Origin of the sequence: Lacrimispora amygdalina, assembly GCF_900205965.1 — a bacterium.
Taxonomy (GTDB): Bacteria; Bacillota; Clostridia; order Lachnospirales; family Lachnospiraceae; genus Lacrimispora; species Lacrimispora amygdalina_A.
Genome location: NZ_OAOF01000023.1, coordinates 16,145 through 39,333, shown reverse-complemented (window position 1 = coordinate 39,333; position 23,189 = coordinate 16,145). Strand labels below are relative to the sequence as shown.

At 42.6% G+C, this 23,189-nt stretch carries 20 protein-coding genes, 1 pseudogene and 2 other annotated features; of the genes and pseudogenes, 10 read left to right on the top strand and 11 right to left on the bottom strand.

Features of this window, described 5'->3' with window-relative positions; all coding sequences use genetic code 11:
- Positions 1 to 10 precede the first annotated feature (10 nt).
- Genes CRO04_RS21980 through CRO04_RS21970 form a run of 3 tightly spaced genes read right to left on the bottom strand, consistent with a single transcriptional unit; the run spans position 11 to position 2,753 of the window.
- The gene (locus CRO04_RS21980; RefSeq protein WP_097006395.1) at positions 11 to 784 is read right to left on the bottom strand and encodes an ABC transporter ATP-binding protein; all 774 of its coding nucleotides are present in this window, start codon (positions 782 to 784) and stop codon (positions 11 to 13) included.
- Positions 781 to 1,659, bottom strand: a complete 879-nt coding sequence (locus CRO04_RS21975; protein WP_097006394.1) for an ABC transporter permease subunit — start codon at positions 1,657 to 1,659, stop codon at positions 781 to 783. The genes CRO04_RS21980 and CRO04_RS21975 overlap by 4 nt, the downstream gene beginning before the upstream one ends.
- Positions 1,660 to 1,685: 26 nt before the next feature.
- Positions 1,686 to 2,753: an ABC transporter substrate-binding protein gene (locus CRO04_RS21970; protein ID WP_097006393.1), complete on the bottom strand. Its 1,068-nt coding sequence runs from the start codon at positions 2,751 to 2,753 to the stop codon at positions 1,686 to 1,688.
- Positions 2,754 to 2,832: 79 nt separating this feature from the next.
- Positions 2,833 to 3,075: a binding site (T-box leader), on the bottom strand.
- Positions 3,076 to 3,195: 120 nt separating this feature from the next.
- Here CRO04_RS21970 and CRO04_RS21965 point away from each other — a divergent pair.
- Positions 3,196 to 3,708 carry a cysteine hydrolase family protein gene (locus CRO04_RS21965; protein WP_097006392.1) on the top strand — a complete coding sequence of 171 codons (513 nt, stop codon included), beginning with the start codon at positions 3,196 to 3,198 and terminating at the stop codon, positions 3,706 to 3,708.
- Positions 3,709 to 3,775: 67 nt separating this feature from the next.
- On the opposite strand, the gene aroA is transcribed toward CRO04_RS21965, so the two are convergent.
- Genes aroA through aroF form a run of 3 tightly spaced genes read right to left on the bottom strand, consistent with a single transcriptional unit; the run spans position 3,776 to position 7,175 of the window.
- Positions 3,776 to 5,053 (bottom strand): 3-phosphoshikimate 1-carboxyvinyltransferase, encoded by a 1,278-nt coding sequence (gene aroA / locus CRO04_RS21960; protein WP_097006391.1) that lies wholly within the window; start codon positions 5,051 to 5,053, stop codon positions 3,776 to 3,778.
- 12 nt (positions 5,054 to 5,065) lie between these two features.
- Positions 5,066 to 6,163 (bottom strand): prephenate dehydrogenase, encoded by a 1,098-nt coding sequence (locus CRO04_RS21955; RefSeq protein ID WP_097006390.1) that lies wholly within the window; start codon positions 6,161 to 6,163, stop codon positions 5,066 to 5,068.
- Positions 6,156 to 7,175: a 3-deoxy-7-phosphoheptulonate synthase gene (gene aroF, locus CRO04_RS21950; RefSeq protein ID WP_097006389.1), complete on the bottom strand. Its 1,020-nt coding sequence runs from the start codon at positions 7,173 to 7,175 to the stop codon at positions 6,156 to 6,158. The genes CRO04_RS21955 and aroF overlap by 8 nt, the downstream gene beginning before the upstream one ends.
- 338 nt (positions 7,176 to 7,513) lie before the next feature.
- Between aroF and CRO04_RS21945 the strand changes: the two genes are divergently transcribed.
- From CRO04_RS21945 to leuS, 6 genes are all read left to right on the top strand, one after another.
- The gene (locus CRO04_RS21945; RefSeq protein ID WP_097006388.1) at positions 7,514 to 9,952 is read left to right on the top strand and encodes a hypothetical protein; all 2,439 of its coding nucleotides are present in this window, start codon (positions 7,514 to 7,516) and stop codon (positions 9,950 to 9,952) included.
- Positions 9,930 to 11,024, top strand: coding sequence for an acyltransferase domain-containing protein (locus CRO04_RS21940; RefSeq protein WP_097006387.1), 1,095 nt, complete (start codon positions 9,930 to 9,932; stop codon positions 11,022 to 11,024). The genes CRO04_RS21945 and CRO04_RS21940 overlap by 23 nt, the downstream gene beginning before the upstream one ends.
- The gene (locus tag CRO04_RS21935; RefSeq protein ID WP_097006386.1) at positions 11,021 to 11,941 is read left to right on the top strand and encodes an N-acetylglucosamine kinase; all 921 of its coding nucleotides are present in this window, start codon (positions 11,021 to 11,023) and stop codon (positions 11,939 to 11,941) included. Before CRO04_RS21940 ends, CRO04_RS21935 begins: the two co-directional genes overlap by 4 nt.
- Positions 11,942 to 12,137: 196 nt before the next feature.
- Positions 12,138 to 14,240 carry an elongation factor G gene (locus tag CRO04_RS21930; protein ID WP_097006385.1) on the top strand — a complete coding sequence of 701 codons (2,103 nt, stop codon included), beginning with the start codon at positions 12,138 to 12,140 and terminating at the stop codon, positions 14,238 to 14,240.
- Positions 14,241 to 14,371: 131 nt separating this feature from the next.
- Positions 14,372 to 15,286, top strand: a complete 915-nt coding sequence (locus tag CRO04_RS21925) for a CPBP family intramembrane glutamic endopeptidase (RefSeq protein ID WP_097006384.1) — start codon at positions 14,372 to 14,374, stop codon at positions 15,284 to 15,286.
- Between the two features lie 46 nt (positions 15,287 to 15,332).
- Positions 15,333 to 15,579, top strand: a binding site (T-box leader).
- A gap of 57 nt (positions 15,580 to 15,636) precedes the next feature.
- Positions 15,637 to 18,051, top strand: a complete 2,415-nt coding sequence (gene leuS, locus CRO04_RS21920; RefSeq protein WP_097006383.1) for a leucine--tRNA ligase — start codon at positions 15,637 to 15,639, stop codon at positions 18,049 to 18,051.
- 148 nt (positions 18,052 to 18,199) lie between these two features.
- On the opposite strand, the gene CRO04_RS21915 is transcribed toward leuS, so the two are convergent.
- On the bottom strand, positions 18,200 to 18,484 hold the full coding sequence (locus tag CRO04_RS21915) for a DUF2442 domain-containing protein (RefSeq protein ID WP_097006382.1): 285 nt from the start codon (positions 18,482 to 18,484) through the stop codon (positions 18,200 to 18,202).
- Positions 18,485 to 18,495: 11 nt separating this feature from the next.
- Entirely contained in the window at positions 18,496 to 18,756 is a 261-nt protein-coding gene (locus tag CRO04_RS21910; protein WP_097006381.1) for a DUF4160 domain-containing protein, read from the bottom strand.
- 216 nt (positions 18,757 to 18,972) lie between these two features.
- Between CRO04_RS21910 and CRO04_RS21905 the strand changes: the two genes are divergently transcribed.
- From CRO04_RS21905 to CRO04_RS21900, 3 genes and pseudogenes are all read left to right on the top strand, one after another.
- Positions 18,973 to 19,791: a hypothetical protein gene (locus CRO04_RS21905; protein ID WP_097006380.1), complete on the top strand. Its 819-nt coding sequence runs from the start codon at positions 18,973 to 18,975 to the stop codon at positions 19,789 to 19,791.
- A gap of 91 nt (positions 19,792 to 19,882) precedes the next feature.
- Positions 19,883 to 20,134, top strand: a pseudogene (locus tag CRO04_RS27335) (SH3 domain-containing protein); the annotation flags it as partial.
- 66 nt (positions 20,135 to 20,200) lie between these two features.
- Positions 20,201 to 20,662, top strand: coding sequence for a phage tail tip lysozyme (locus tag CRO04_RS21900; RefSeq protein ID WP_097006379.1), 462 nt, complete (start codon positions 20,201 to 20,203; stop codon positions 20,660 to 20,662).
- A 56-nt stretch (positions 20,663 to 20,718) separates the two neighbouring features.
- Here CRO04_RS21900 and CRO04_RS21895 read toward each other — a convergent pair whose 3' ends face one another.
- The 3 genes from CRO04_RS21895 to CRO04_RS21885 form a co-directional block, all read right to left on the bottom strand.
- Complete coding sequence (locus tag CRO04_RS21895) at positions 20,719 to 21,597, bottom strand: hypothetical protein (protein ID WP_097006378.1); 879 nt, start codon at positions 21,595 to 21,597, stop codon at positions 20,719 to 20,721.
- A gap of 633 nt (positions 21,598 to 22,230) precedes the next feature.
- Entirely contained in the window at positions 22,231 to 22,521 is a 291-nt protein-coding gene (locus CRO04_RS21890) for a hypothetical protein (protein ID WP_097006377.1), read from the bottom strand.
- Positions 22,522 to 22,570: 49 nt separating this feature from the next.
- Positions 22,571 to 23,134: a hypothetical protein gene (locus CRO04_RS21885; protein WP_097006376.1), complete on the bottom strand. Its 564-nt coding sequence runs from the start codon at positions 23,132 to 23,134 to the stop codon at positions 22,571 to 22,573.
- Positions 23,135 to 23,189: the final 55 nt, after the last annotated feature.

The window sequence follows — 23,189 nt, the reverse complement described above, 5'->3', positions numbered from 1 at the left end:
ATAATTTTGATTAATTTCCGCATTCTATGCTGATCTCATTAAATTTTTCAAGTATAAAGTTAATATCAATATTATCTTTTTCTTCATCTGAACAGTCCACAACTGCATTTCCCTGGTGCATCATCAAAAGCCTGTTACCGTAGTCTACTGCATAACGGAGGTTATGAGTCACCATGATGGTTGTCAGCTGCTTTTCTTTTACGATCTTGTCTGTCAGCTGCATGATGATCTCAGCCGTTTTGGGATCAAGGGCTGCTGTATGTTCATCAAGAATCAGGAATTCGATAGGTGTCATGGTTGACATTAAAAGTGCCATGGCCTGTCTCTGCCCTCCGGACAACACCCCTACCTTTACGTGCAGTTTGTCTTCCAGGCCCAGACCTAAGGTGCGAAGCTGTTCTCTGTAATACCCAATCCGCTGCTTATTGGTTCCGGGACGTAAGTTAAATGGTTTTCCTTTCGTATCAGCCAGTGCCATATTTTCCAGAATAGTCATGTTAGGGCAGGTACCCATGGCGGGGTTCTGATAGACTCTTCCAATACGCCGCTGACGGCGGTATTCCGGCATGCTGGTAATATCAGTTCCGTTAATGAGTATGGATCCGCTGTCCAGAGGAATACTTCCGCAGATCAGATTTAAGAGAGAAGTTTTCCCGGATCCATTGCTGCCCACAACTGATATGAACTGCTGGTTCTTTATGGTTAATTGAAAGTCATGGAACAGACACATCTCATTGACGGTTCCGTGGTTGTAATATTTGTTGATATTTTTCAGTTCAATCATGCTTTCACCTTCTTTTCCCTTCCGTTGCTCAGTACCAGAATTGCCAAGAACAGAACAGATGTAATCAGTTTCAGATCAGAAGCTTCCATACCCAGATAGATCGCAAATGACACACAGGCTTTGTAAATAATTGAGCCTATAATGACAGCAGTGGTTGATTTCACAAATCCGACCCGCTTAAACAGCTTTGTTCCAATGATTACATTGGCAAGTCCTATAACGATGGTTCCCGTTCCCATGCTGATTTCGAAAAATCCCTTTTGCTGACAGTATACGGAGCCTGCCAGGGAAGCAAGTCCGTTTGCGATAGCCAGCCCCACGATTTTAACCATTCCCCGGTCCTTTGCAAGAGAAGTAACAAGTGTCTCATTATCGCCGACTGCTCTTAAGAGATAGCCGGAGCGGGTTTTTAAGTATTGGTCCAAGATAAATTTTACAATGAGAACGATGAGTGCAAGTATGATAACTACAGTTATAGAGCTTAAAGACGCCGGAAACAGCCTGTTAACCAGGCTGTTTTCAAAAATGGTATTCACATTGAAAAATGGAACATTGGCTTTTCCGGCGACTCTTAAATTAACGGAGTACAAAGCGGTCATGACAATAATACCAGACAGAAGATCCCGTACTTTTAATTTTACATGAATGAAACCGGTAATGCATCCTGCAAGAGCTCCTATGGCAAATGCGATAAACAGGGTTGCCAGAGGATTGAATCCGGCTAAAATAAGGGTAACGGTAACAGCGCCTCCAAGGGGAAAGGTCCCATCAACAGACAGATCCGGAAAATCCAGGATCTTATAAGTGATGTATACGCCCAGTGCCATAATGGCATAAACCAGACCTTCTTCCAAAACGCCAAGTATAATTGACATGATTTAACTTCCTCCAATGTTTCTATTTATTTTGTTCCTTTTGAAATATCAGTAAATATCTCAGCTGCAGTATCGGTCATATCCTTTGGTAAGGTGATGCCCAGTGTTTCGGCAACCTTAGAATTGCCGTAAAATGCTGCATCTTTGATTACTTCAAAGTTTAATTCACTTGCTTTGGCTTCACCCTTTAATACTTTGGCAGCCATGACACCGGTCTGTTTTCCTAAATCCACATAATCAAGACCCATTGCTGCGAGGCAGCCGATCTTTACCTGTTCCACTTCACTGCCGAAAACAGGAATGTTCTTTTTGCCGGCTTTATCAAGGATAAGCGGAAGAGAGCTGACTACTGTATTATCAGTTAAATTGTTAAGGCAGTCAACCTTTTCCAAAATGCTGTCAGCTGCCAGGGGAATATCAGCTGTGGCAGTAACCGGTCCTTCTACGATTTCAAATCCGTAATTCGCAGCAGCCGCTTTGTATTCTTTAATAGCTGTCTCTGAGTTTACTTCGCTGGTGCTGTATAAAATACCGATTTTTTTTGCATCCGGAAGAATCTTGCGGATCATTTCCAGCTGTTTTTCAACGGGAAGCTTATCGCTGGTTCCGGTTATTTCGCCTACCGGTGTACCATCTTCATTGGCAAGTGCAGCAGCTGCCGGATCTGTAACAGCGGTAAAGATAACAGGTATATCCGCTTTTTTTGCGCCGCTGTAGGCTGCCTGTGCCATAGGAGTTGCAATGGCGCAGATCAGATTGGTCTTTTTGGCCAGAAAGTTGTTTACGATCTGACTGGCAGTACCGCCATCTGCCTGCGCATTTTCATAAAGGACGGTTAAATTCTTTCCTTCCTCCAGTCCTTCCTCTGCAAGCCCCTTTAAAAAACCTTCCCTGCAGTTATCAAGAGAACCATGCTCTGCAAACTGGGCGATTCCAATGGTGTAGGCTTTGGTTTCTTCGCTCTTGGCAGTTGCAGCAGCAGTAGTATTAGTGGCGTTGGTCTCTTTGGTGCTCTCTGGTGATTTACCGGAAGCACATCCGGTAAGGGTAGCAGCAAGTGCTGCAAATAACATGATTTTTACTGATTTTTTCATAATAATTCCTCCTGAAATTTATTCTCATTAATAAAATGCTTTCATTGCATAAAAAAAGTCCCAAGTATGTTATTCACATACTTGAGACGAATCATACAATCCGCGGTGCCACTCAAATTGACTTAATATAAGCCCTCTTTTCATATACTAACATATATGCCACATGAATAACGGTTGTGGAATCCGTCAGCCCCTACTTCCTGTCGGTTCAAGGCTGCCCTCAAAAGTCCATTCAGCTATCTGCACTATACCGCACTCACACCACCGGCGGCTCTCTGAAATACTGCTTCGAAAGCTTACTCTTCTTTTTCAACGGTTTCTTTTATTAATCAATATATTAATGCGTGAAAGGAATTTTGTCAACAGGTAATTGAAAATTCTTTCTTTATTTCCCTGGATCTGTGATAGAATGAAAAAAAGACATGCGATGGAAGGAGAACTTATGAGCAGATTGTTAGTTGTGGTGGACATGCAGAAGGATTTTATAAACGGTTCATTGGGAACCAGGGAAGCGGAGGCGGTCGTTACCAATGTAAAAAAGAAAATTGAAGAGTATCAGGAATCAGGAGACGATGTGATATTTACGCTTGATACCCATGAGAACGATTATATGGATACCCAGGAGGGAAAGAATCTTCCGGTTATTCATTGTGTGAAGGGGACTCCAGGCTGGGAATTGGCGGATGCGATAAAAGAGATTCCGGGCAGGCGGTTTGAGAAGAATACCTTTGCCAGTAAGGCTGTGGGAGAATATGCAGCGTCAGGCAGCTATAAATCCATAGAGCTGGTCGGTCTGTGCACCGATATCTGCGTCATATCCAACGCTCTGTTAATCAAAGCATTTCTTCCGGAAATTCCAATTCTGGTTGATTCTTCCTGTTGTGCAGGAGTTACACCGGAAAGCCATGAGAATGCTTTGAATGCCATGAAGATGTGCCAGGTTACTGTTTTATAATCAAATATAAAAAAGCAAAAAAACATGAGATGGAGCTGCTGTTTTTTTGCTTTTTATGTTTTATGGGTTATTTACCCAGACGCTCTAAATCCCTGTAGAAACCGGGGTAGGATATATTTACGCATTCAGCTCCCTTGATCTGCGTTTCACCATCTGCACATAGTCCTGCAACAGCGAAGGTCATGGCGATCCGGTGGTCCAGCCTGCTGTCAATTACTGCTCCGTGAAGAGGATTTCCCCCGCGTATAATCATTCCGTCCTCTGTTTCTGTTACATCGGCTCCCATTGCAGAAAGATTCTTAACCATTACCTCAATCCGGTTGGATTCCTTTACCTTTAATTCTCCTGCATCTCTGATTATAGTTTCGCCCTCTGCAAAACATGCCATGGCAGCTATGATGGGAAGTTCATCAATTAAAGTGGGGATAATGGCACCGCCGATTTCGGTTCCGCAAAGAGTACTGGTTTTTACAAGAATATCAGCAGTAGGCTCACCGGAACCGTTGTTTTTATTAAGCAGAGTGATATCCGCGCCCATATCCCTGCATACAGTAAGAATTCCGTCTCTGGTAGGATTGATTCCCACATGCTTTATCAGTATTTCAGAACCAGGTATTAAAAGACCAGCTGCAATGAAAAAGGCGGCAGAGGAGATATCCCCGGGAACATCAATTCTGCTGCCATACAGTTCCTTTGCAGACCGTATGGAGGCAGTTGTCCCTTCTGTTGTTACATCAGCACCAAAGTATTTCAGCATGATTTCTGAATGGTTTCTTGAAATATATGGTTCGGTTACCTTGGTTTCCCCTTCTGCATAAAGTCCTGCCAGAAGAATGGCTGATTTAACCTGGGCAGAGGCTACCCTGCTGGTGTAATGAATGCCGTAAAGCTTCTTTCCGGTAATGGCAAGAGGCGCACAGCCATTGCCTTCCAGGCTTCTGATATCAGCACCCATGTGAGAGAGCGGGTCCATAATCCGTTTCATCGGGCGTTTTTTTATGGACTCATCGCCGGTTAAGGTGACATCAAAGTTCTGGGCAGACAGAAGACCTGATATCAGGCGGGTGGTGGTGCCGCTGTTGCCGCAGTCCAGTATATCCTCCGGTTTTTTTAGTCCATAAAGACCGTTTCCGTGAACAATCACAGAGTCCCCGTTATTTTCAATATCAATGCCCATCTTTTTAAAACAGGCAATAGTAGACAGGCAGTCTGCGCCCTGAAGAAAATTGGTGATCTCCGTCGTACCTTTTGCAAGAGAGCCGAACATGATACTGCGGTGGGATATGGATTTATCACCGGGTATGGATAATTCCCCCCTTAAAGGGGAGGCTTTTGTAAATTTCATAAGATACCTCTCTTAATTGGATATTAATTCATAATGATAGCTTTCCAGCTGCTTCCAGGCATGATCCATGGTTTCCTTATCGTAAAATGCGATGCGCAGGGCACCTTCTCCATGCTCCCGGTTATGATTGATCCCAATATTGCGGATACTGATACCCTTGGAGGCGAGAATTACGGACAGGGTAGATATGGCACCAACTTCATCGGCCATATCTACTGTGAAAGAATATTCCGGTGCTATAGGGCCGGTAGTCCGTTCCGAAAAGGTATTCCGGTAATTCCTGGAGGTTTCAAAGAGCTGGTTGATATAACTGCCGTTTTTCTGGTTTAACTGATCTAAAATCTGATTTAAGGATGTGATATACCGCTCTAATATAATAGAAAGGTTTTGCTGGTTTGTCATACAGATCTGTTCCCACATTTCCGGCGAGGAGGAGGCGATACGTGTAATATCCTTAAATCCTCCGGCTGCCAGCCTTTTCATCAGACCCTGCTGACTGTCAGAATCCTTTACTAAATTAACCAGACTGGAAGCAACGATATGGGGCAGATGACTGACTGCAGCTGTCACAAAATCGTGCTCGTGATAATCCAGAACAATGGGGATGGAACCGATCATTTCTGCAATACGGACCAGACGTTTTGTATGATCCTGAGTAGTTTTGGCTGTAGGTGTTATAATATAATAAGCATTCTCCAGCAGATGGTCGGTGGAATTTTCATAGCCTGTTTTTTCAGAACCTGCCATAGGGTGCCCACCCACAAAACAGGATTCCATGTCAAGGCGGATTACGGCCTCATGGATGTCCGTTTTGGTGCTTCCCACATCGGTAACAATGGCTCCTGGTTTTAAAAAAGGCTGGATTTTACTTAGATACTCTGCATTGTATTCCACGGGTGTACAAAGAAATATGAGGTCACATTCTAACAGCTCTTTTCCAATTCCGTCCAGAATCACATCGACGATGCCATCCTCTTTGGCCTCAATCAGCCTGGAGCGGGTTCTCATATAAGCCATGATTTTAGTTTCAGGTGTTTCACGCTTGATCCCCCGGGCGATGGAGCCCCCGATCAGACCAAGCCCGATAAAGGCTACTACGGCATCATTCATCTAAAACCCTCCCTGAAAGTTCTGCGTAAGGCTGTAACTGCCTGGTTAACTGCTCAAACTGCTCAAAGGTAAGAGACTGGGGACCGTCGGATAATGCGCAGGAAGGACAGGGATGAACTTCCACGATTAAACCGTCTGCACCTACGGCAAGGGCTGCCTTTGAGATAGGTTCAATGTAAGCTCTGACTCCGGTCGCATGACTGGGGTCTACGATAACCGGGAGATGGCTCTTTGAGCGTATAACCGGAATCGCGCTGATGTCCAGGGTGTTTCTTGTTGCAGTTTCATATGTGCGGATTCCTCTTTCACAAAGAACAATGTTAGGATTCCCTTCGGAAGCGATGTATTCTGCTGCGTTTAACCATTCATCGATGGTAGCACAAAGACCTCTTTTTAAAAGAACTGGAATTCCTGCTTTACCTGCTTCTTTTAAAAGCTCAAAATTCTGCATGTTTCTTGCGCCAATCTGGATCATATCAACATATTTTACTGCAGTTTCCAGTGCACGCAGGCTGGTTACCTCACAAACCACATTCAGTCCGGTAGCTTCTCTGGCTTCTTTCATGTACTGCAACCCTTCTTCCTCCAGTCCCTGAAAAGCATAGGGGGAAGTTCTTGGTTTATAAGCACCGCCTCTTAAGAACTGGGCACCAGCTTTTTTCACCGCATAAGCAGTTTCTAACAGCATATCATGGTTTTCAATGGCACAGGGACCAGCCATCATGGTAAGATGTCCCGGACCGATTTTCGTTTTGCCTACGGTGATGACTGAATCTTCCGGGTGAAACTTTTTGTTCACAACCTTGTAACTCTCTGTTACTGCAACTATTTTATCTACACCATCCATCATCTCAATATTCGCACCCTGAATTTTTGTTTTATCACCTACAACACCTACAATTGTTACCTGGGTTCCTTCTGATAAATGAGCGGTCAGTCCGCTGGATTCAATAAATTGCCTTACTTTACTCACAGCTTCTGGAGAAGCATTCGGTTTCATAATAATTGTCATATCTCTTTTCCCTCTTTTCCAACAAATGATTAATCCCCATTGTAATGGATAGTATGAAAGTTGTCAACGCTTTTACACGTTAAACTTTGACACTTTAAAGTAAAAGTTGCTAAAAGGAACCCGCATGGCAACTTTACAGATGGTAAAATCGGCGGAAACAGCAGTCCCCTCAGCTCTCTTTTTGTGTAGAACTTCTGTATGAATGAGAAGAATAATAAAAAAAGTTACATGAAACATGGAAAATGCCATATAATTTTTTTGCAAAATTATTTAAAATAACAGTATGAGGCAAAATACTAATAATATGCACCAATATTGGCGCGGTAAAGGATAAGACAATGGAAAAATTACAATTAAACAAAACCGGATTTCTTACCAATTATCTCATTTCCGGTCCAAAAGAGATGGATTTTGTTAACGATGAAACAGACGAGAACCAGCTGCGATATGAACAGCATTTAAGATCTCTGGTAGCTGATTTAAGCAGAACATGCCCCAGAGGACCAATAGTTCTTGGACAAAACAGCAGACTTCAAATGCCATGGAAGTATTATTACCATTATGGAAACTGGTTTGTAGATGAAAGTACATTTTATTCCACCCTTAAGAAAGTGGAGCTTGATGCAGTGACCCAAATTCTGGTTGAGGAGGATTTGACGGCAGAAGCTGTTGTATGGTCTTATGCAGCTGTGGATGTCTGGTGCAATGGGGAATTGGCGTGCCGTATGGATACGCCGGTTTATAAGCCCATACAAAAGAAGAAAATGGAGCTCCGGTTAAAAAAAGGGAAGAATCAAATCTATGTCAGCCTCCAGACACTGGGGGTCAGAGATACCAGAACATTATTCGGCATTCAGTTCATGGATCATACAGAGGACATTTGTGTTGTACTGCCTGATGAGAAGCAGACGGAGGAACTGGTCCGGATCGAACAGTGGCTTGCTTCCGTTAAGATTAAAAATTCAGTTATGACTTACCAGGGGAGTGCTCCAGACGAAACGTATCTGGGGTATGACAGTCAGAGTCCGGATTTTGCCCAGGTAAATATCCGTAAGGAATGGCATGAGATCAGCGGCAAAACCCGGGTGGAACTGGATGAAGAAAAACCAGGTGTGATCTTAGTGAGCGTTAAGAACCAGCACGGTACCCTCACAAGAAAGGTGGAAAATATCCTGGCACAGAAGCCGGAATACTCTGGAATCATAGACTTTGAAGAAAATAAAAAAGCTATTTTTCGCAGGATTGGGGAAGCAGAAGGCTTATCCAGAGGGGATAAATTCGGCTTTTCCATCTCCAATATACTTGCAAGAAAATTTCTTGGCGTGGATGGAGAACGGGATACAGAGCTTCTTTATGAAACACTTGACCAGATTGAAAGCAGATATGACTGTTCTGATTTCCTGGTATGCGGTCTTATAAGGTATCTGAAGAATTATCCGGTGAATGAGGATTTGGCAAAACGGGCGAAAGAGGTTCTTTTAAACTGGCGTTACTGGATGGACCAGAAAGGGTCTGATGCCATGTGTTTCTGGAGTGAAAATCACTCCCTCATGTTCTATACCTGTGCGATGAATGCAGGAGAGATGTATCCGGAAGAATATTTCCCCCGTGCTGACATGACCGGCAGAGAGCTTTTTATAGAAGGAAGAAGCAAAGTTAAAGCCTGGCTGGCTGATGTGGAGGAGCATGGATTTGAAGAATTTTTAAGTACAGTATATATGTGCGTTACATTTGCAGCGCTGTTAAATGTAATTGATTTTTCAGAAGATGTCATTTCCCGGCGTGCCGTAAAAATTACCGACCGGCTCCTTGAAATGCTGTGCCGCCATACCTTTGACGGCGTTGTCATTGCCCCCATGGGACGGGTTTACAGGGAAGTGGTTCACCCGTTTGAGCAGGGTGCACAGGCGCTGATGAACTTAATAAATCCGGAAGTACCTTATTCCTATGGGGAGGGCTGGCTTGGCTTTTATGCAAGCAGCAGCTACCAGCTGCCAAAAGATTTAACAGTTCTGATGAAGGAGCCGGCTGATAAGGCATACTCCACTGGAAATGCTCTCATCAGATTGAAAAAAACACCTGCATATTGTATGACTTCCGTTCAGTCCCCCAGACAGGATGAGGAATTTAAACGGTGGAGAAATCTTACTCTGGATCCGGATTCAGATACTTCCACCTGTGAATACACCAAATCGCTGAATGAACGGTTTCATGGAACCACCTGTTTTGAGCCTGGAGTCTATGGCTATCAGCAGCATATGTGGTATGCTGCTCTTGATAAAGAAACAGATCTCTTTACAAATCACCCAGGCGGAACCTGTGATTCCAGCTCCATGAGACCTGGTTACTGGTATGGAAATGGAGTCATGCCTTCGCTGGCTCAGGAAGAAAATTTCCTGGGTGCCGTCTATCACATTCCAGAGGAGCACCCGATACATTTTACACATGCTTATTTCCCGGCGCCAAAGTTTTCGGAGACGATAATTTCAGATCACTGGCTGTCTGGCAGGAAGGCAGATGGATTTGCCGCGCTATGGTGCAGCGGTATGTTGGAACCCGTTGATGACCAGCTGTTTGAATGCGAATACAGAACCTATGGAGATGACATCGCTTACTTCTGTGTATGTGCAGGCCGTCAGGATTTTAAGAGCCTGGAAGAATTTACTGCTTATGCAAAGGACCTTCATCCCAATTTTGATGCACAACAGCGTATTCTGACAGCAGGACCATTAAAAGTGAGATTTACAAATAACAATGACAGAACACAGTATATTTAGGAAAGAAACCCGGGCGGCGGTTGCGGCTTCTTCCGCCGTCTATGAGAGACAACCTTATTTTATAAGAAATTACAGCAGATGCAGGGAGCTTCTGCTGACAGAAAAAGATCCTGAGGGAGCGGCTGAAGCCGTAAGGTTTGGAATCATGCATGCCAGGCTCCTTCACTTAGATTGTTATTTGCTGCCCATTGTCTATATAGACTGGATGTTACCGGAACTGTTAAAAGATTTAAAGAAACAGGGCATTCCTGATACGGTGATTATGGAATCTTTAAGAGACATTGAAATCTGGATTCAGTCTTACAGGAAATATCATCAGGGGCAGGTGGGGCTTGACCGGATTGAATGGGTGTTTCGTTCGCTGGCTGGAAAGGTACAAAGATTCGGCAGCCTGCAGTTTGAAAAAGTGACATATGAATTCCCGTTTCTGGTCCTGGAAAACAGACAGTCCGGGAAGCTGCAGGCAATGGCATATCCGGATCTTGTGGCAGATCAGGATGGCTATTTCGCAGGTACAAATGCAAGAAAATCGGTGAGTATAGTAAAAACGGAGTTAGAGTACCGGGAGGGGAACCTTCACGGGTATTGTGCGGATTTAAAACGGGGAACTCTGAATGTGGAAGAAAAAGCTTCGTATTGTCTTGAGAATTGGGAGGTGAAGCTTGTTCCTGGAGAAGAGGCGGTTGCCGTTCATATTCCTGAAGGTGCAGATTTGTCTCCCGACAGCATTGACGCCTCTCTCCATGCTGCAAAGAGCTATTATGAGAATTCCATTCTTATCTGTGAAAGCTGGATGCTGGACCCGCATCTGGAGCTTATTCTGCCGCAGACCAGCCGGGTGGTTAACTTTATGCACCGGTTTTATAAAATTCCGGTTATGGCAGACCGGCCACAGATACTGGAACGGGTCATGGGTTTTGATTTTACCATGGATAAACTTTTACAGTTTCCCTGTACAACATCTCTGCAGTCAGCACTGAAAAAGTATCTTTCAGAGGGCAATGAGATGTTTACCACAGCAGGTTTTATGCCATGGAATGACAACACAACTGGGAGGAATACTGGTTTATGAAAGAGTACTATGCGGGACTGGACGTAGGCGGAACAAGCGGAAGACTAAAAATCTGTGATCTGTCAGGAAAAGTGCTGGGAGAATTTACTGCTCCCGGCTGCAGCTTTAACACAGACGGTGCGGTAAAGAGCCGGCTGCGCTACCGTGATCTGGTGCTCCCGGCACTTCTGAAACAGAATCTTACCCCAGGCAGCTGCAGGGGGATCTGTGTGGCTGCAAGCGGCATTGATTCCCCTTCTGATGAGCAGGAATGCAGATCCATTTTTGAGGAAATGGGGTTTTTACCGGATTACCTGATGGTAGTCAATGACTGTGAGGTGTTTCTTTATCAGACCAGACTTCCGGCTCTGGTTTTAGTATCGGGAACGGGATCAGTCTGCTTTGGCAGAGATGAGACGGGGATCACACACAGGACAGGCGGCTGGAATCATATAGTAAGCGATGAAGGCAGTGGTTTTGACATGGGACTGAAGGTCTTAAAAACAGTTGGCAGTGAATTATCCGGACGAAGTAAAAGTCCGGTGCTTACGCCTTTATTTCTTAAGACGACAGGGCTGGATTCACTGGGAAAGATCGATGATTATATCAATGACAATCTGATGGAGAAGTCTCAGATAGCCCGGTTTTCCCTTCTCGCCTATCAGGCCGCAGCATCAGGAGATGTGACAGCCATAGGGATTCACCAGGAATGTGCAGATGCCTTATGGGGGCTGATCCGTGACACAGCGGCTAAAATGAACAGAGAAGGAGCAGACCTCTGGCTATGGGGAAGTCTTCTGGTGAAAAACCACATTCTCCGTGAAATGGTGAAAGGTAAAGTCCATGCAGAGCTGCCTGGTATGCGTATGGACATCCCGCAAATAACCGCTCTGGATGCGGCACTTCAGGCTGTTCAGAAGAAAGATTATATATGCTGAAATGTTGGATTTGGGCATATAAATAACAATTTTAGAAAAAATTGACCATAAGGGAGGCGGAAGCCTTCCTTTCTTTTATCAAAATATAGAAAAATGTCGAAAAATATTTGTGCAAATTGTACCTTTTGCTTGCAATTATAAGACATTTTTAGTAAAATGTGATTATAGACTTATATACCGAACAGGAGGAATGTTTATGAACGTGTATGGAACCAAACAGATCCGTAACGTCGCCTTACTTGGGCACGGGGGCGCCGGCAAATCTACCCTTGCTGAAGCAATGGCGTTAGTGACCGGAGCCATCAGCAGAATGGGAAAAATTTCCGATGGCAATACCATCAGCGATTATGACAAAGAAGAGATTAAGAGACAGTTTTCCATCTCCACTTCCCTGATTCCGTTGGAATATGAAGGAGAGGAAGGACTGATCAAGATTAATTTACTTGATACTCCCGGTTATTTTGATTTTGTTGGTGAGGTTGAAGAAGCAATCAGTGTGGCAGATGCTGCAGTCATTGTAGTAAACTGCAAGGCAGGAATTGAGGTTGGTACGTTAAAGGCATGGGAGCTTTGTGAAAAGTACAAGCTTCCCAGATTGTTTTTTGTAACCAATATGGATGATGATCAGGCCAGCTATCGTGAGCTGCTGATAAAGCTGGAAAAAGAATTTGGAAGAAAAATAGCACCGTTCCACCTTCCCATCAGAGAGAATGAAAAGTTTGTGGGATTCGTGAATGTAGTAAAAATGGCAGGGCGGCGCTTTACGGTTAACAGTGATTATGTGGAATGTGAGATTCCTGATTACAGCCAGAAGAATCTGGGCATTGCAAGAGAAGCTTTGATGGAGGCAGTTGCTGAAATCAGTGAGGAATACATGGAACGCTATTTCTCCGGCGATGAGTTTACCCAGGAAGAGATTTCTTCTGCACTTCGGGAACATGTCATACAGGGGAATATGGTTCCGGTCATGCTGGGATCCGGAATCAATGCCCAGGGGGTAAAGATGGTTTTGCAGGCAATTGACAAGTATTTTCCATCACCGGAGCGCTATGAGTGCATTGGTGTGGATGTATCCACGGGAGAACGGTTTACAGCCAGATACAACGATCACGTATCGTTGTCTGCCCGTGTATTTAAAACAATCGTAGATCCCTTTATCGGAAAGTATTCTCTTTTAAAAATCTGTACCGGAACGCTGAAATCTGATTCGGCAATTTATAATGTGAATAAAGATACGGAAGAGAAGATCGGTAAACTTTATCTCCTGCGGGGGAAAGAAGCCATAGAAGTGCCGGAATTAAAGGCCGGAGACATCGGAGCAGTATCAAAGCTTAACGTGACACAGACCGGAGATACCATAGCCCTTCGTTCTGCACCCATTGTATATCACAAGCCCGAGATCTCCACCCCCTATACGTATATGCGTTACAAAACCAAGACGAAAGGGGATGATGACAAGGTTTCCAATGCGCTGGCGAAATTAATGGAAGAGGACTGGACATTAAAGGCAGTCAACGATACGGAGAACCATCAGTCACTTCTTTACGCAATCGGTGACCAGCAGCTGGATGTGGTGACCAGCAAGCTGTTAAACCGCTACAAGGTTGAGATTGAATTAAGCAAGCCTAAATTTGCCTTCCGGGAAACCATACGCAAACGTGTGGAGGTTCAGGGAAGATATAAAAAGCAGTCCGGCGGACACGGTCAGTTTGGTGACGTTAAGATGACCTTTGAACCCTCAGGAGATTTGGAAACCCCATATATATTTGAAGAGACGGTATTCGGCGGGGCAGTTCCTAAAAATTATTTTCCTGCAGTGGAAAAGGGAATTGCAGAATGTGTACTAAAGGGCCCCCTTGCTGCGTATCCCGTTGTAGGAATTAAGGCAACACTGACCGATGGTTCGTACCACCCGGTAGATTCCTCAGAGCTTGCATTTAAGATGGCTGCAACGCTTGCCTTTAAAAAAGGTTTTATGGATGCAAATCCTGTGCTTTTAGAGCCGATCGCATCATTAAAAGTCACAGTACCGGATAAATTTACCGGAGACGTTATGGGAGATTTAAACAGGAGAAGAGGACGGGTTCTGGGAATGAATCCCAATCATCATGGAAAGCAGATTATAGAGGCTGATATACCTATGTCAGAGCTGTTTGGCTATAATACAGATCTTCGTTCAATGACAGGAGGGATTGGTACTTTTGAATATGAGTTCAGCCGTTATGAGCTGGCTCCCGGAGATGTGCAGAAGAAGGAAGTTGAAGAACGGGCATCAAAAGTTGACCGGATGGATGCTTAATAGATAATGATTCAGGCGGATCCAGAATACATATGGGTCCGCCGTTTTATTACCGTAAGACTGCTGGAGGAATTGCGTATTTCATGGTTATGTGTTAAACTGGTAACAATTCAGCAGGAGGTAAGGGGCGAGTGGAAGAGACGAGAGCCGCAAGAAAAGCATTTGGAAGAATCGGAATCGGATATACCGGTTTTCTCAGTGCATCAATTGTACTTCAAATTGTGTTAAGGATTTTTATTTATGTAGTTAATCGGGAAGGTATTTTGAATTTATCCCGCAACTGGTATTTATTTGCTACTTCCCTGGCCAATTATGCAGCGGGAGGAATGGTTTTATTTCTGATTATAAAGAATATGCCTGTCACTCATAGACCGGTAAGCAGGAAAGCGGATAAAAAGCTGCTGATCTGCTCATTTTTTATCTGTATCACTGCATTGATTGCCGGTAATTTACTGGGGCAGCTGCTCATGAGTCTGATCAGCGCGCTGGAAGGAAGACCGATGGTGAATCCGGTGACAGAGGTGCTTAAGGGGCTGAGTACAGGGACTATATTTGCAATTATGGTGGTTATGGCACCTGTTTGTGAAGAAATACTATTCCGCAGGCTTATCATTGACCGGATACGCAGATATGGGGAGAAAGCGGCTATTTTAGTATCTGCAGTGATTTTCGGACTCTGCCACGGGAATTTTTATCAATTTTTTTACGCATTTGGAATTGGTCTTGTGTTTGGCTATATTTATACCAGAACAGGAAGACTCCGCTATACCATAGTATTCCATATGATTATTAACTTTTTAGGATCAGTGGCGGCAATCTATATTCAGAATTCCATGGTGCTGGCAGCGATTTATTCTCTGGTTCTATATGGATCCATGATTGCGGGAATCGTGTTGTTTATTCTTACGAGGAAAGACTGGATGTTCTGGCAGGGCGAAGAAGCGGTCTGGGGCAGGGGAGCAGGAAAGATACTGTTTTTGAATATTGGCATGGTATTATTTTTTATATTATCTGCCATTTCCTTTGTAATTACAGAGTTTTCATAAAATCATGTTGACACGTCCCGGCAATTGTGTTACATTTACAGTTAGCAAAAATACAGTGATCAGGAGTAGTAAGCAGTCTGAAACATTCAGAGAGCCGGCGGCTGGTGAAAGCCGGTTGGGGAAGACAGCTGAACTGGCCTTTGAGTAGCGTGCTGAAGAAAGCCATGGCTTTTGTGTAGGTATAGCCGGTTTCCCGACCGTTACAGCGGGCGGACAGAAGCTTCTGTCCGGTTGAGTGCATACATTTTGTATGAAATAGAGTGGTACCACGTGGTAAATTCTGCGTCTCTATAACCGTTTTTTTACGGTTGGAGACGCTTTTTTTTATAACTAAAGGAGGAAATATTGTTATGGCATCATCTTATAATCATAGCGCTATTGAAAAAAAGTGGCGTGAGAATTGGGCGAAAAATCCGATTAATGTGGACGATGGAAAGAAACCAAAATATTATTGTCTGGATATGTTCCCTTATCCGTCCGGAAGTGGTCTTCATGTAGGTCACTGGAGAGGCTATGTCATCTCTGATGTCTGGAGCCGTTATCAGATCTTAAAGGGTCATTATGTGATCCATCCAATGGGCTGGGATGCGTTTGGCCTTCCGGCAGAAAATTATGCAATTAAGATGGGTGTTCATCCGGCAAAATCTACGGCTGAGAATGTAAAGAACATCAAAAGGCAGATTGATGAAATTGCTGCTGTTTACGACTGGGATATGGAAGTTAACACCACAGATCCGGGATTTTATAAGTGGACTCAGTGGATTTTTGTGCAGATGTTTAAGAAGGGCCTTGCTTATGAGAAGGAGTTCCCCATTAACTGGTGTCCTTCCTGTAAAACAGGTCTTGCCAACGAGGAAGTGGTAAATGGCTGCTGCGAACGCTGCGGAACTACCGTAACCAAGAAGAACTTAAGACAGTGGATGTTAAAAATCACAGCTTATGCAGACCGTCTGTTAAATGACTTGGATAAGCTTGACTGGCCGGAAAAGGTTAAGAAGATGCAGACAGACTGGATCGGAAAATCTTACGGCGCAGAGGTGGATTTTAAGGTTGAGGGAAGGGATGAAGCCATAACGGTTTACACCACAAGACCTGATACGTTATATGGAGCAACCTTTATGGTGCTTGCACCGGAGCACGCTCTGGCTTCTTCTCTTGCAGTGCCGGAAACTCAGGCAGCTGTGGAACAGTATATCTATGACGCCTCCATGAAATCCAATGTTGACCGTCTGCAGGATAAGGAAAAAACAGGTGTATTTACGGGAAGCTATGCAGTTAATCCTTTAAGCGGTGCAAAAGTTCCGATCTGGATTTCCGATTATGTACTGGGTGATTACGGTACAGGTGCTATCATGTGTGTTCCTGCCCATGATGACAGAGACTTTGAGTTTGCAACAAAATTTAATATTCCTATCATACAGGTAATTGCAAAAGACGGTAAAGAAATAGAAAACATGACAGAGGCCTATACAGAGGCAAACGGTACCATGATCAATTCCGGCGAATGGAACGGTATGGAATCAGCAGTTCTCAAAAAGGAAGCACCTGCCATGATCGAAGCGAGAGGTCTTGGTAAGAAAACAGTGAACTTTAAGCTTCGTGACTGGGTATTCTCCAGACAGCGTTACTGGGGAGAGCCGATTCCCATCATACACTGTCCACACTGCGGCAATGTTCCGGTACCGGAAGACCAGCTTCCTCTTACCCTTCCGGAAGTGGAAAGCTATCAGCCTACTGGTACAGGAGAATCCCCTCTTGCGGATATTGAGGAGTGGGTAAACACCACCTGTCCGGTATGCGGTGCTGCTGCAAAGAGAGAGACCAATACCATGCCGCAGTGGGCAGGATCTTCCTGGTATTTCCTCCGCTACGTAGACAGCCACAATGAGAAAGAACTGGTTTCCAGAGAAAAGGCAGACAAATATCTTCCAGTTGATATGTATATTGGCGGTGTGGAGCATGCAGTTCTTCATCTTCTGTATTCCCGTTTCTATACCAAGTTTTTATCTGATATCGGTGTTGTGGATTTTGATGAACCATTTAAAAAGCTGTTTAACCAGGGAATGATTACCGGCAAAAACGGAATCAAGATGAGCAAGTCTAAGGGAAACGTGGTTTCTCCCGACGAGCTGGTTCAGGATTATGGCTGTGATTCCCTTCGTATGTATGAGCTTTTTGTAGGCCCGCCGGAGTTAGATGCAGAGTGGGATGACAGAGGAATTGAAGGCGTCAGCCGTTTCTTAAACCGTTTCTATAATCTGGTATCAGACAACTGCGGGAAAGACGTAAAAGCGACAAAAGAAATGATCCGTCTCCGTAACAAACTGGTATTTGACATTGAACAGCGTTTCAACCAGTTTAACTTAAATACTGTAATATCCGGGTTTATGGAATATAACAACAAGTTTATTGATCTGGCAAAAACAGCCGGCGGCATTGATAAAGAGACATTAAAGACCTTTGTGATTCTTCTTGCTCCATTTGCACCTCATATCGGAGAGGAACTGTGGCAGCAGCTTGGCGGTACAGATACTGTATTCCATGCAACATGGCCGGAGTGGAGTGAAGAGGCTATGAAAGAGGATGAAATCGAAGTGGCCGTTCAGGTGAATGGAAAGACAAGAGCTGTGGTAAAACTTCCGGCGGATGTTTCGAAGGAAGATGCAATAGAAGCAGGAAAAGCTCTGATTCCGGATAAGATTACCGGAACCATTGTGAAGGAAATTTATGTTCCTGGAAGGATCATTAATATCGTCTGTAAATAAAACAAGCGGGGCTGTTGCAAAAATAGATGAATAATCTATTGGAGCAATAGCTCCCCTTTTTTACTTAAAAATAGAAAAACGGACTCCGAAGAGTCCGTAATCCATTAATCCATGGTATAACCGCCTTTTTTGATGCTTATATATACTTTTATGCAATTAAGTGGTTAATTGAATCCAACTCATAAAGCGTGAACGGGTCAATATCTATACTCTCACTTGGATCCCTGTTGCCTGATATGTCCCATGCTAAAGTATCGTTTAATACTGTGCATGTATCTTTAAATGTCTGAATATCTTGCAGTGGTTTAAATACTTCGCCTTGTAAAAGATTTGTTGCGTTATAGTCGACAATCTTTCCATTATCAAAAAATACTTGTACATGATAATTGTCTAGTGGTATCACTTGTACAACTACAGGAAAATAATCTTGCATATTCACACCTCCTATATTAAAGGATTAATTCTATTTAATGGCTTTTGATCTTTTGTTAGTTCCCAGTTTTGCATTAATTCATCCTGATGGATTGTACACCATGCAAGTATTAAACGTAACTGCTTATTTGGCAATGAACCTCTTATTACTTGTATGTTAATAATGTCCACCAATGCTTTACTACCATTATACTCGGCATGAAAATGTGGTGGTGTATGATCGTTATAGTACATAGTTATGCGTATACCATAAAATAATGATATCTCAGGCATTTTATCACCGTCCTTTTCATTATTATACCATGATGAGATTGTGATATGCAAGTGGATCGGCTGCAATTAACTGATATTCTAATCTGATATACTTGGATTGGTGTCTAGAAAACTGTTGACAATCTAATTATAATTGCAACAATCTGGTTGATAAACCTACATATTGAGTATATGATGAATTTGTAGTGTTTGACAGATTAGAAAAAGGGGAAGAATATGGTTAAAATAGTATATAATAATTATCAATTCTATGAGTACGCCGCTTTGACTGAGCTGATAGAAAAGCAGAGTAAAAAGGGATATACTCTTTGCGGTATGATAGGGAACTCTTTCAGAATTCTGAAATTTTGTCATACAGACACGGATGCACCAAAGGTGTATGCTGTTTTTTACAAATATTTAGATGATGAGATAGATGAAGAAATTGAGCAATTGAAGACTGGAAAAGGAGAGATTCTATGCCAGAATAATCATTATATCATATTTGGATTTCCTTCCGGTGATGCTTATGAAAAGAGGTCACGACTAATCGCAGAAAAGCAGAATAGATTACTGGGTATCCCTGTAAAAAAAACTGCAGCGATTGTTTGTATGTTACTTCTCTTCTCCGTGATCACTACGGTGCTGAAAATTTTATTGGTCCAAAAGGGGGATTTCTATTTTAACCAGTTGAATCTGGCGCTTTATCTGGCTTTAATTATTAATTTTCTGATTTACTTTACCGGCGATCTTCATGATATGAGGAAGGGAAAAGGAGTGTACATAGAAGGCACTATATATTTTTTTAGCCGTACGAAATTGAAAAATCTTTTATTTCGGATTGGTGATATCCTTAGATGGGTAATACTGACTGGAAGTATCTGCATTAGTGCTGCGATTTTAATATCAGCAAAGGACATCGTACTGACAGTCAATCTTTTAAGGCTGTGGGTGATCTATGGCAGCGTTGGTTTTGTTTATCGGTTTCGTGTCCGGGGCTCTTATCTTTATCTGCTGATAACACAAGTGCTTCTGGCAGCATTTAGTTTCTTATAAAACAGAATCAGGAGAAGGACATTATGACAGCCAGGAAGAAACTGGCTGTCGATAATATCCTTTTTTTAGACTCCATTTTTTTGGACTCATTGACAACAATAGTTGGTGGTATGTAGAAAAAGATTATTCCTATACAGCAAGTGCCTGGAAAACCATTGAAGGGAAAGATTATTGCTTTGGTAAAGATTCTTATCTGTTTGTTTCTTGCTACATCAAAGCAGCGGATGGGGTAAATTATTATTGGGTAGATGATGATGGCGTATGGCAAAGTACGTGGACGACATCAGCCCCTGACCGCAGAAGATACAGAATTGTTGAAAATTATGCAACAATAAATGCATTTTCATCAGGAAGTGCGCCCGCTTATGATAAAGTTTATGCTTATAATACTTACCTTACTCAGAGACAGATGAAAGTAAATGCTCAGTATATTTTGAACTATCTAAGAGCTAGAGGATGGACAAAAAATGCAGTTTGCGGCATGCTCGGAAATATGCAGACAGAAAGCACAATCAGTCCGGGGCGCTGGCAGAACGGAGATGAAGGTAATATGAAGTTGGGATTTGGCTTAACCATGTGGTCACCAGCATCTAAGTTTCTTAATTGGGCTGATGAAAGAAATCTGTATCCGGTTGATATGGATAGCCAGTTACAGCGAATATTATTTGAGTTAACTACAACTGATTACAATGAGAAGCAGTGGTATCCTACTTCTGAATATAATTATACATTTCCGGAGTTTACTAAATCTACAAAAGGTGCATATGACCTTGCTGCTGCGTTCCTCTATAACTATGAAAAGGCGAAGGATCTTAATCAGATTCCAGTGCGTGGAAATCAGGCTATTAAATGGTATGGTACGCTGTCTTAAATAAATATAGCATATAGCCTAAAAGGGGACCGTAGAAATTCGGTCTCCTTTATAAATTATTGTTCCCAATAGTTTTGCTTCGATAAATAATATTCCTGTATATCGTTATATAGAAGTTCTGCTTCAAAATGGTCACTTCCAGATGCATGTACTGATAACAAGCTTAAAACAATTCCTTCAGGTTTTAAAAAGTATCTTACAACTTCAGGATTACTAAATGGGCTTATAGATTGATATTCTGGAGTCTGCAGTTTCAGCATTTCAGGAAATTCTTCTTCGCTATACGATGTAACTGGATTGGTAGGAAAAAAAGCTTTCTCGAAAAAAGTCTTTTCAAATTCTTCATTTATTGTTAATAAATCTGTTAAGGTTATTAATTTTAAGGATTGTAGATCTATATTAAGAGAGTACAAGTTAGTGGTTGGAAATTGACTAACATTTATATCAGATGTTCCCCAAAAAACAATACTTATTATTTTAGAATTTTGTAAGGTAACAGCCGATTGAAAATCAACAGTCTCTTTCGCATTCTTTGGAAAACGCGAGGGGTCAAGCCAAGCAATATCTTGTACTTGGGTCAAAATCAATGCATTTATTTCTTTTGCTTTATTTCCAGAAAAAACAGGATATTGAATTTTTACAGAGCTATCCTGATTCGGTGCTTCAGTAAATAATTTCATTTCATAAGTACTTTCTGATATATCACCAGGTAAATCACTAGAGTTACCATCTTTTTGAGGAATATTGGCTGTAGAGTTATCTATAACGCTATCAATTCCCGCTACTGTATTATTAGAAATATCTTTATCTATAATAGATTCATTATTAATCTGTATCTCATCCGAATTATGTTCTTGTGTAGAATACGAGCAGCCGGTAATTCCTAACATACATAACATAGAAACAACAACATATCTAACAAATTTTCTTTTCATAATATAGCCTCCACTGATTTTTATTATTGAACAAGAAATTGCAGTAACATTCATGTTGCAATGATACGCCTTTCCTGACGATCACCATACATTTAAAAAGTCCCTAATAATTCCAAAATCTCATTCACCAAGTAAGATTTCCTAAGTGTTCTCCGGACTGTCTTATTAATCTTTCCGAACCAATCTTTCAGTCCATTGATTCTGCCAAAGCCGGTACAACCATTTCTTCTTTTAAGGCAGTTGAAGAAGCATTCACAGCAAGCATTGTCAAAAGAGTCCCCCTTTAGCTCACCTCTCTGCTATAATAATTATGCTAGTTTTATATAAGGCTATTCAACTATTGTACCATTATTTTACTGAATTGATATCCGTTTTTTCCTACAATTTTCTTAACACTTTTTAGTGGTTTTTCATAATTCCCTCGTAATAAATCATGCCCCCGTAAAACGGTTGGTTTGCTCTAAGGCTATAGGCCTTTGTTATCGGCCAGCACAAGCCACTGGCTTTCATTTTGTTCAAGCCACTATGCCCACTTATTGGATCGGCTACAATTAACTAGACAGAAATTTTAAGGGAATATATGATATTTGTATAAAAAACAGGTGCCAGGGCTTGTGTCCTGACACCTGTTTTTTATTTCTTTCCATTACGTTTCATCATATTTTTCGAAAGCATGCGAATGGTTTCCACCCGCTGCCGTTCGCCTGGATCCATATTGGCGCTGATAATAGAAATAAGAAGATCTGTCTCCTCATCGCTGAATTTGATGCCTTTCTGATTGGCCTCTGCGCTTACACTCATAAGAGTCTGGAAAAGCTGGTCTTTTGGGGCGGATTCCGCCCGCTTTGCAAATTCGGTCAGCATGGTAAGTTTCTGAGGATTCATATTTTTTAACCGAGGGTCCTGTTTCCAGTTGGAATTCATAAGTCGATACGCTTCCTTTCTTGTGCATATGTATGGGGGACAATAAACATTAATTCATCTGCTGCATGGCGTTCATCATCATCTGCATGGTCTCCAGACGGGACTGCTGTTCCGGCGGCATGAAGTTCTTTAGCTGCTCGAACGGCATTTTGCCAAAGGGATTGTTTTGGCGGTTGGCGTTGTTAGAGCGGTTTTGTCCGTCGCCCTGTGCCTGTTTTGGTCCCTGTGATTGTGCCTGTGCCTGCAGGGGGATGGTGGAGCTGGGAACGGTTTCTGAGTAAGCATTTGCCAGATTGAATCCCTGGAAAATGTTAATAAACAGATCAATTAAGTCCTGCTCCGAAGGATTGGCATAAGGCTTAATTGTATTTAACATCTCAAGGGGAGAGCCAGACCGCTTATTTTCGCCTGCGGAACAGATTCCCATAGCCGCAACTTCTCCATCCTCAAATAAGTTTATGGTTCTCTGAAGTTCATTGAATTTGACAAAGGTGGAGATGAAACGTTGCTGGGAGACATTCATAAAAGGCAGGGCAGCCTTCATCATATCAAGATGATTATCGCCGATACGGGAATCTAATTCATTTGCATGGACATTATTTTCATTATTCATGTCATGAGATCCTTACTTTTCTTGTTGACAATATATGCGGCTGCATATATTAGTA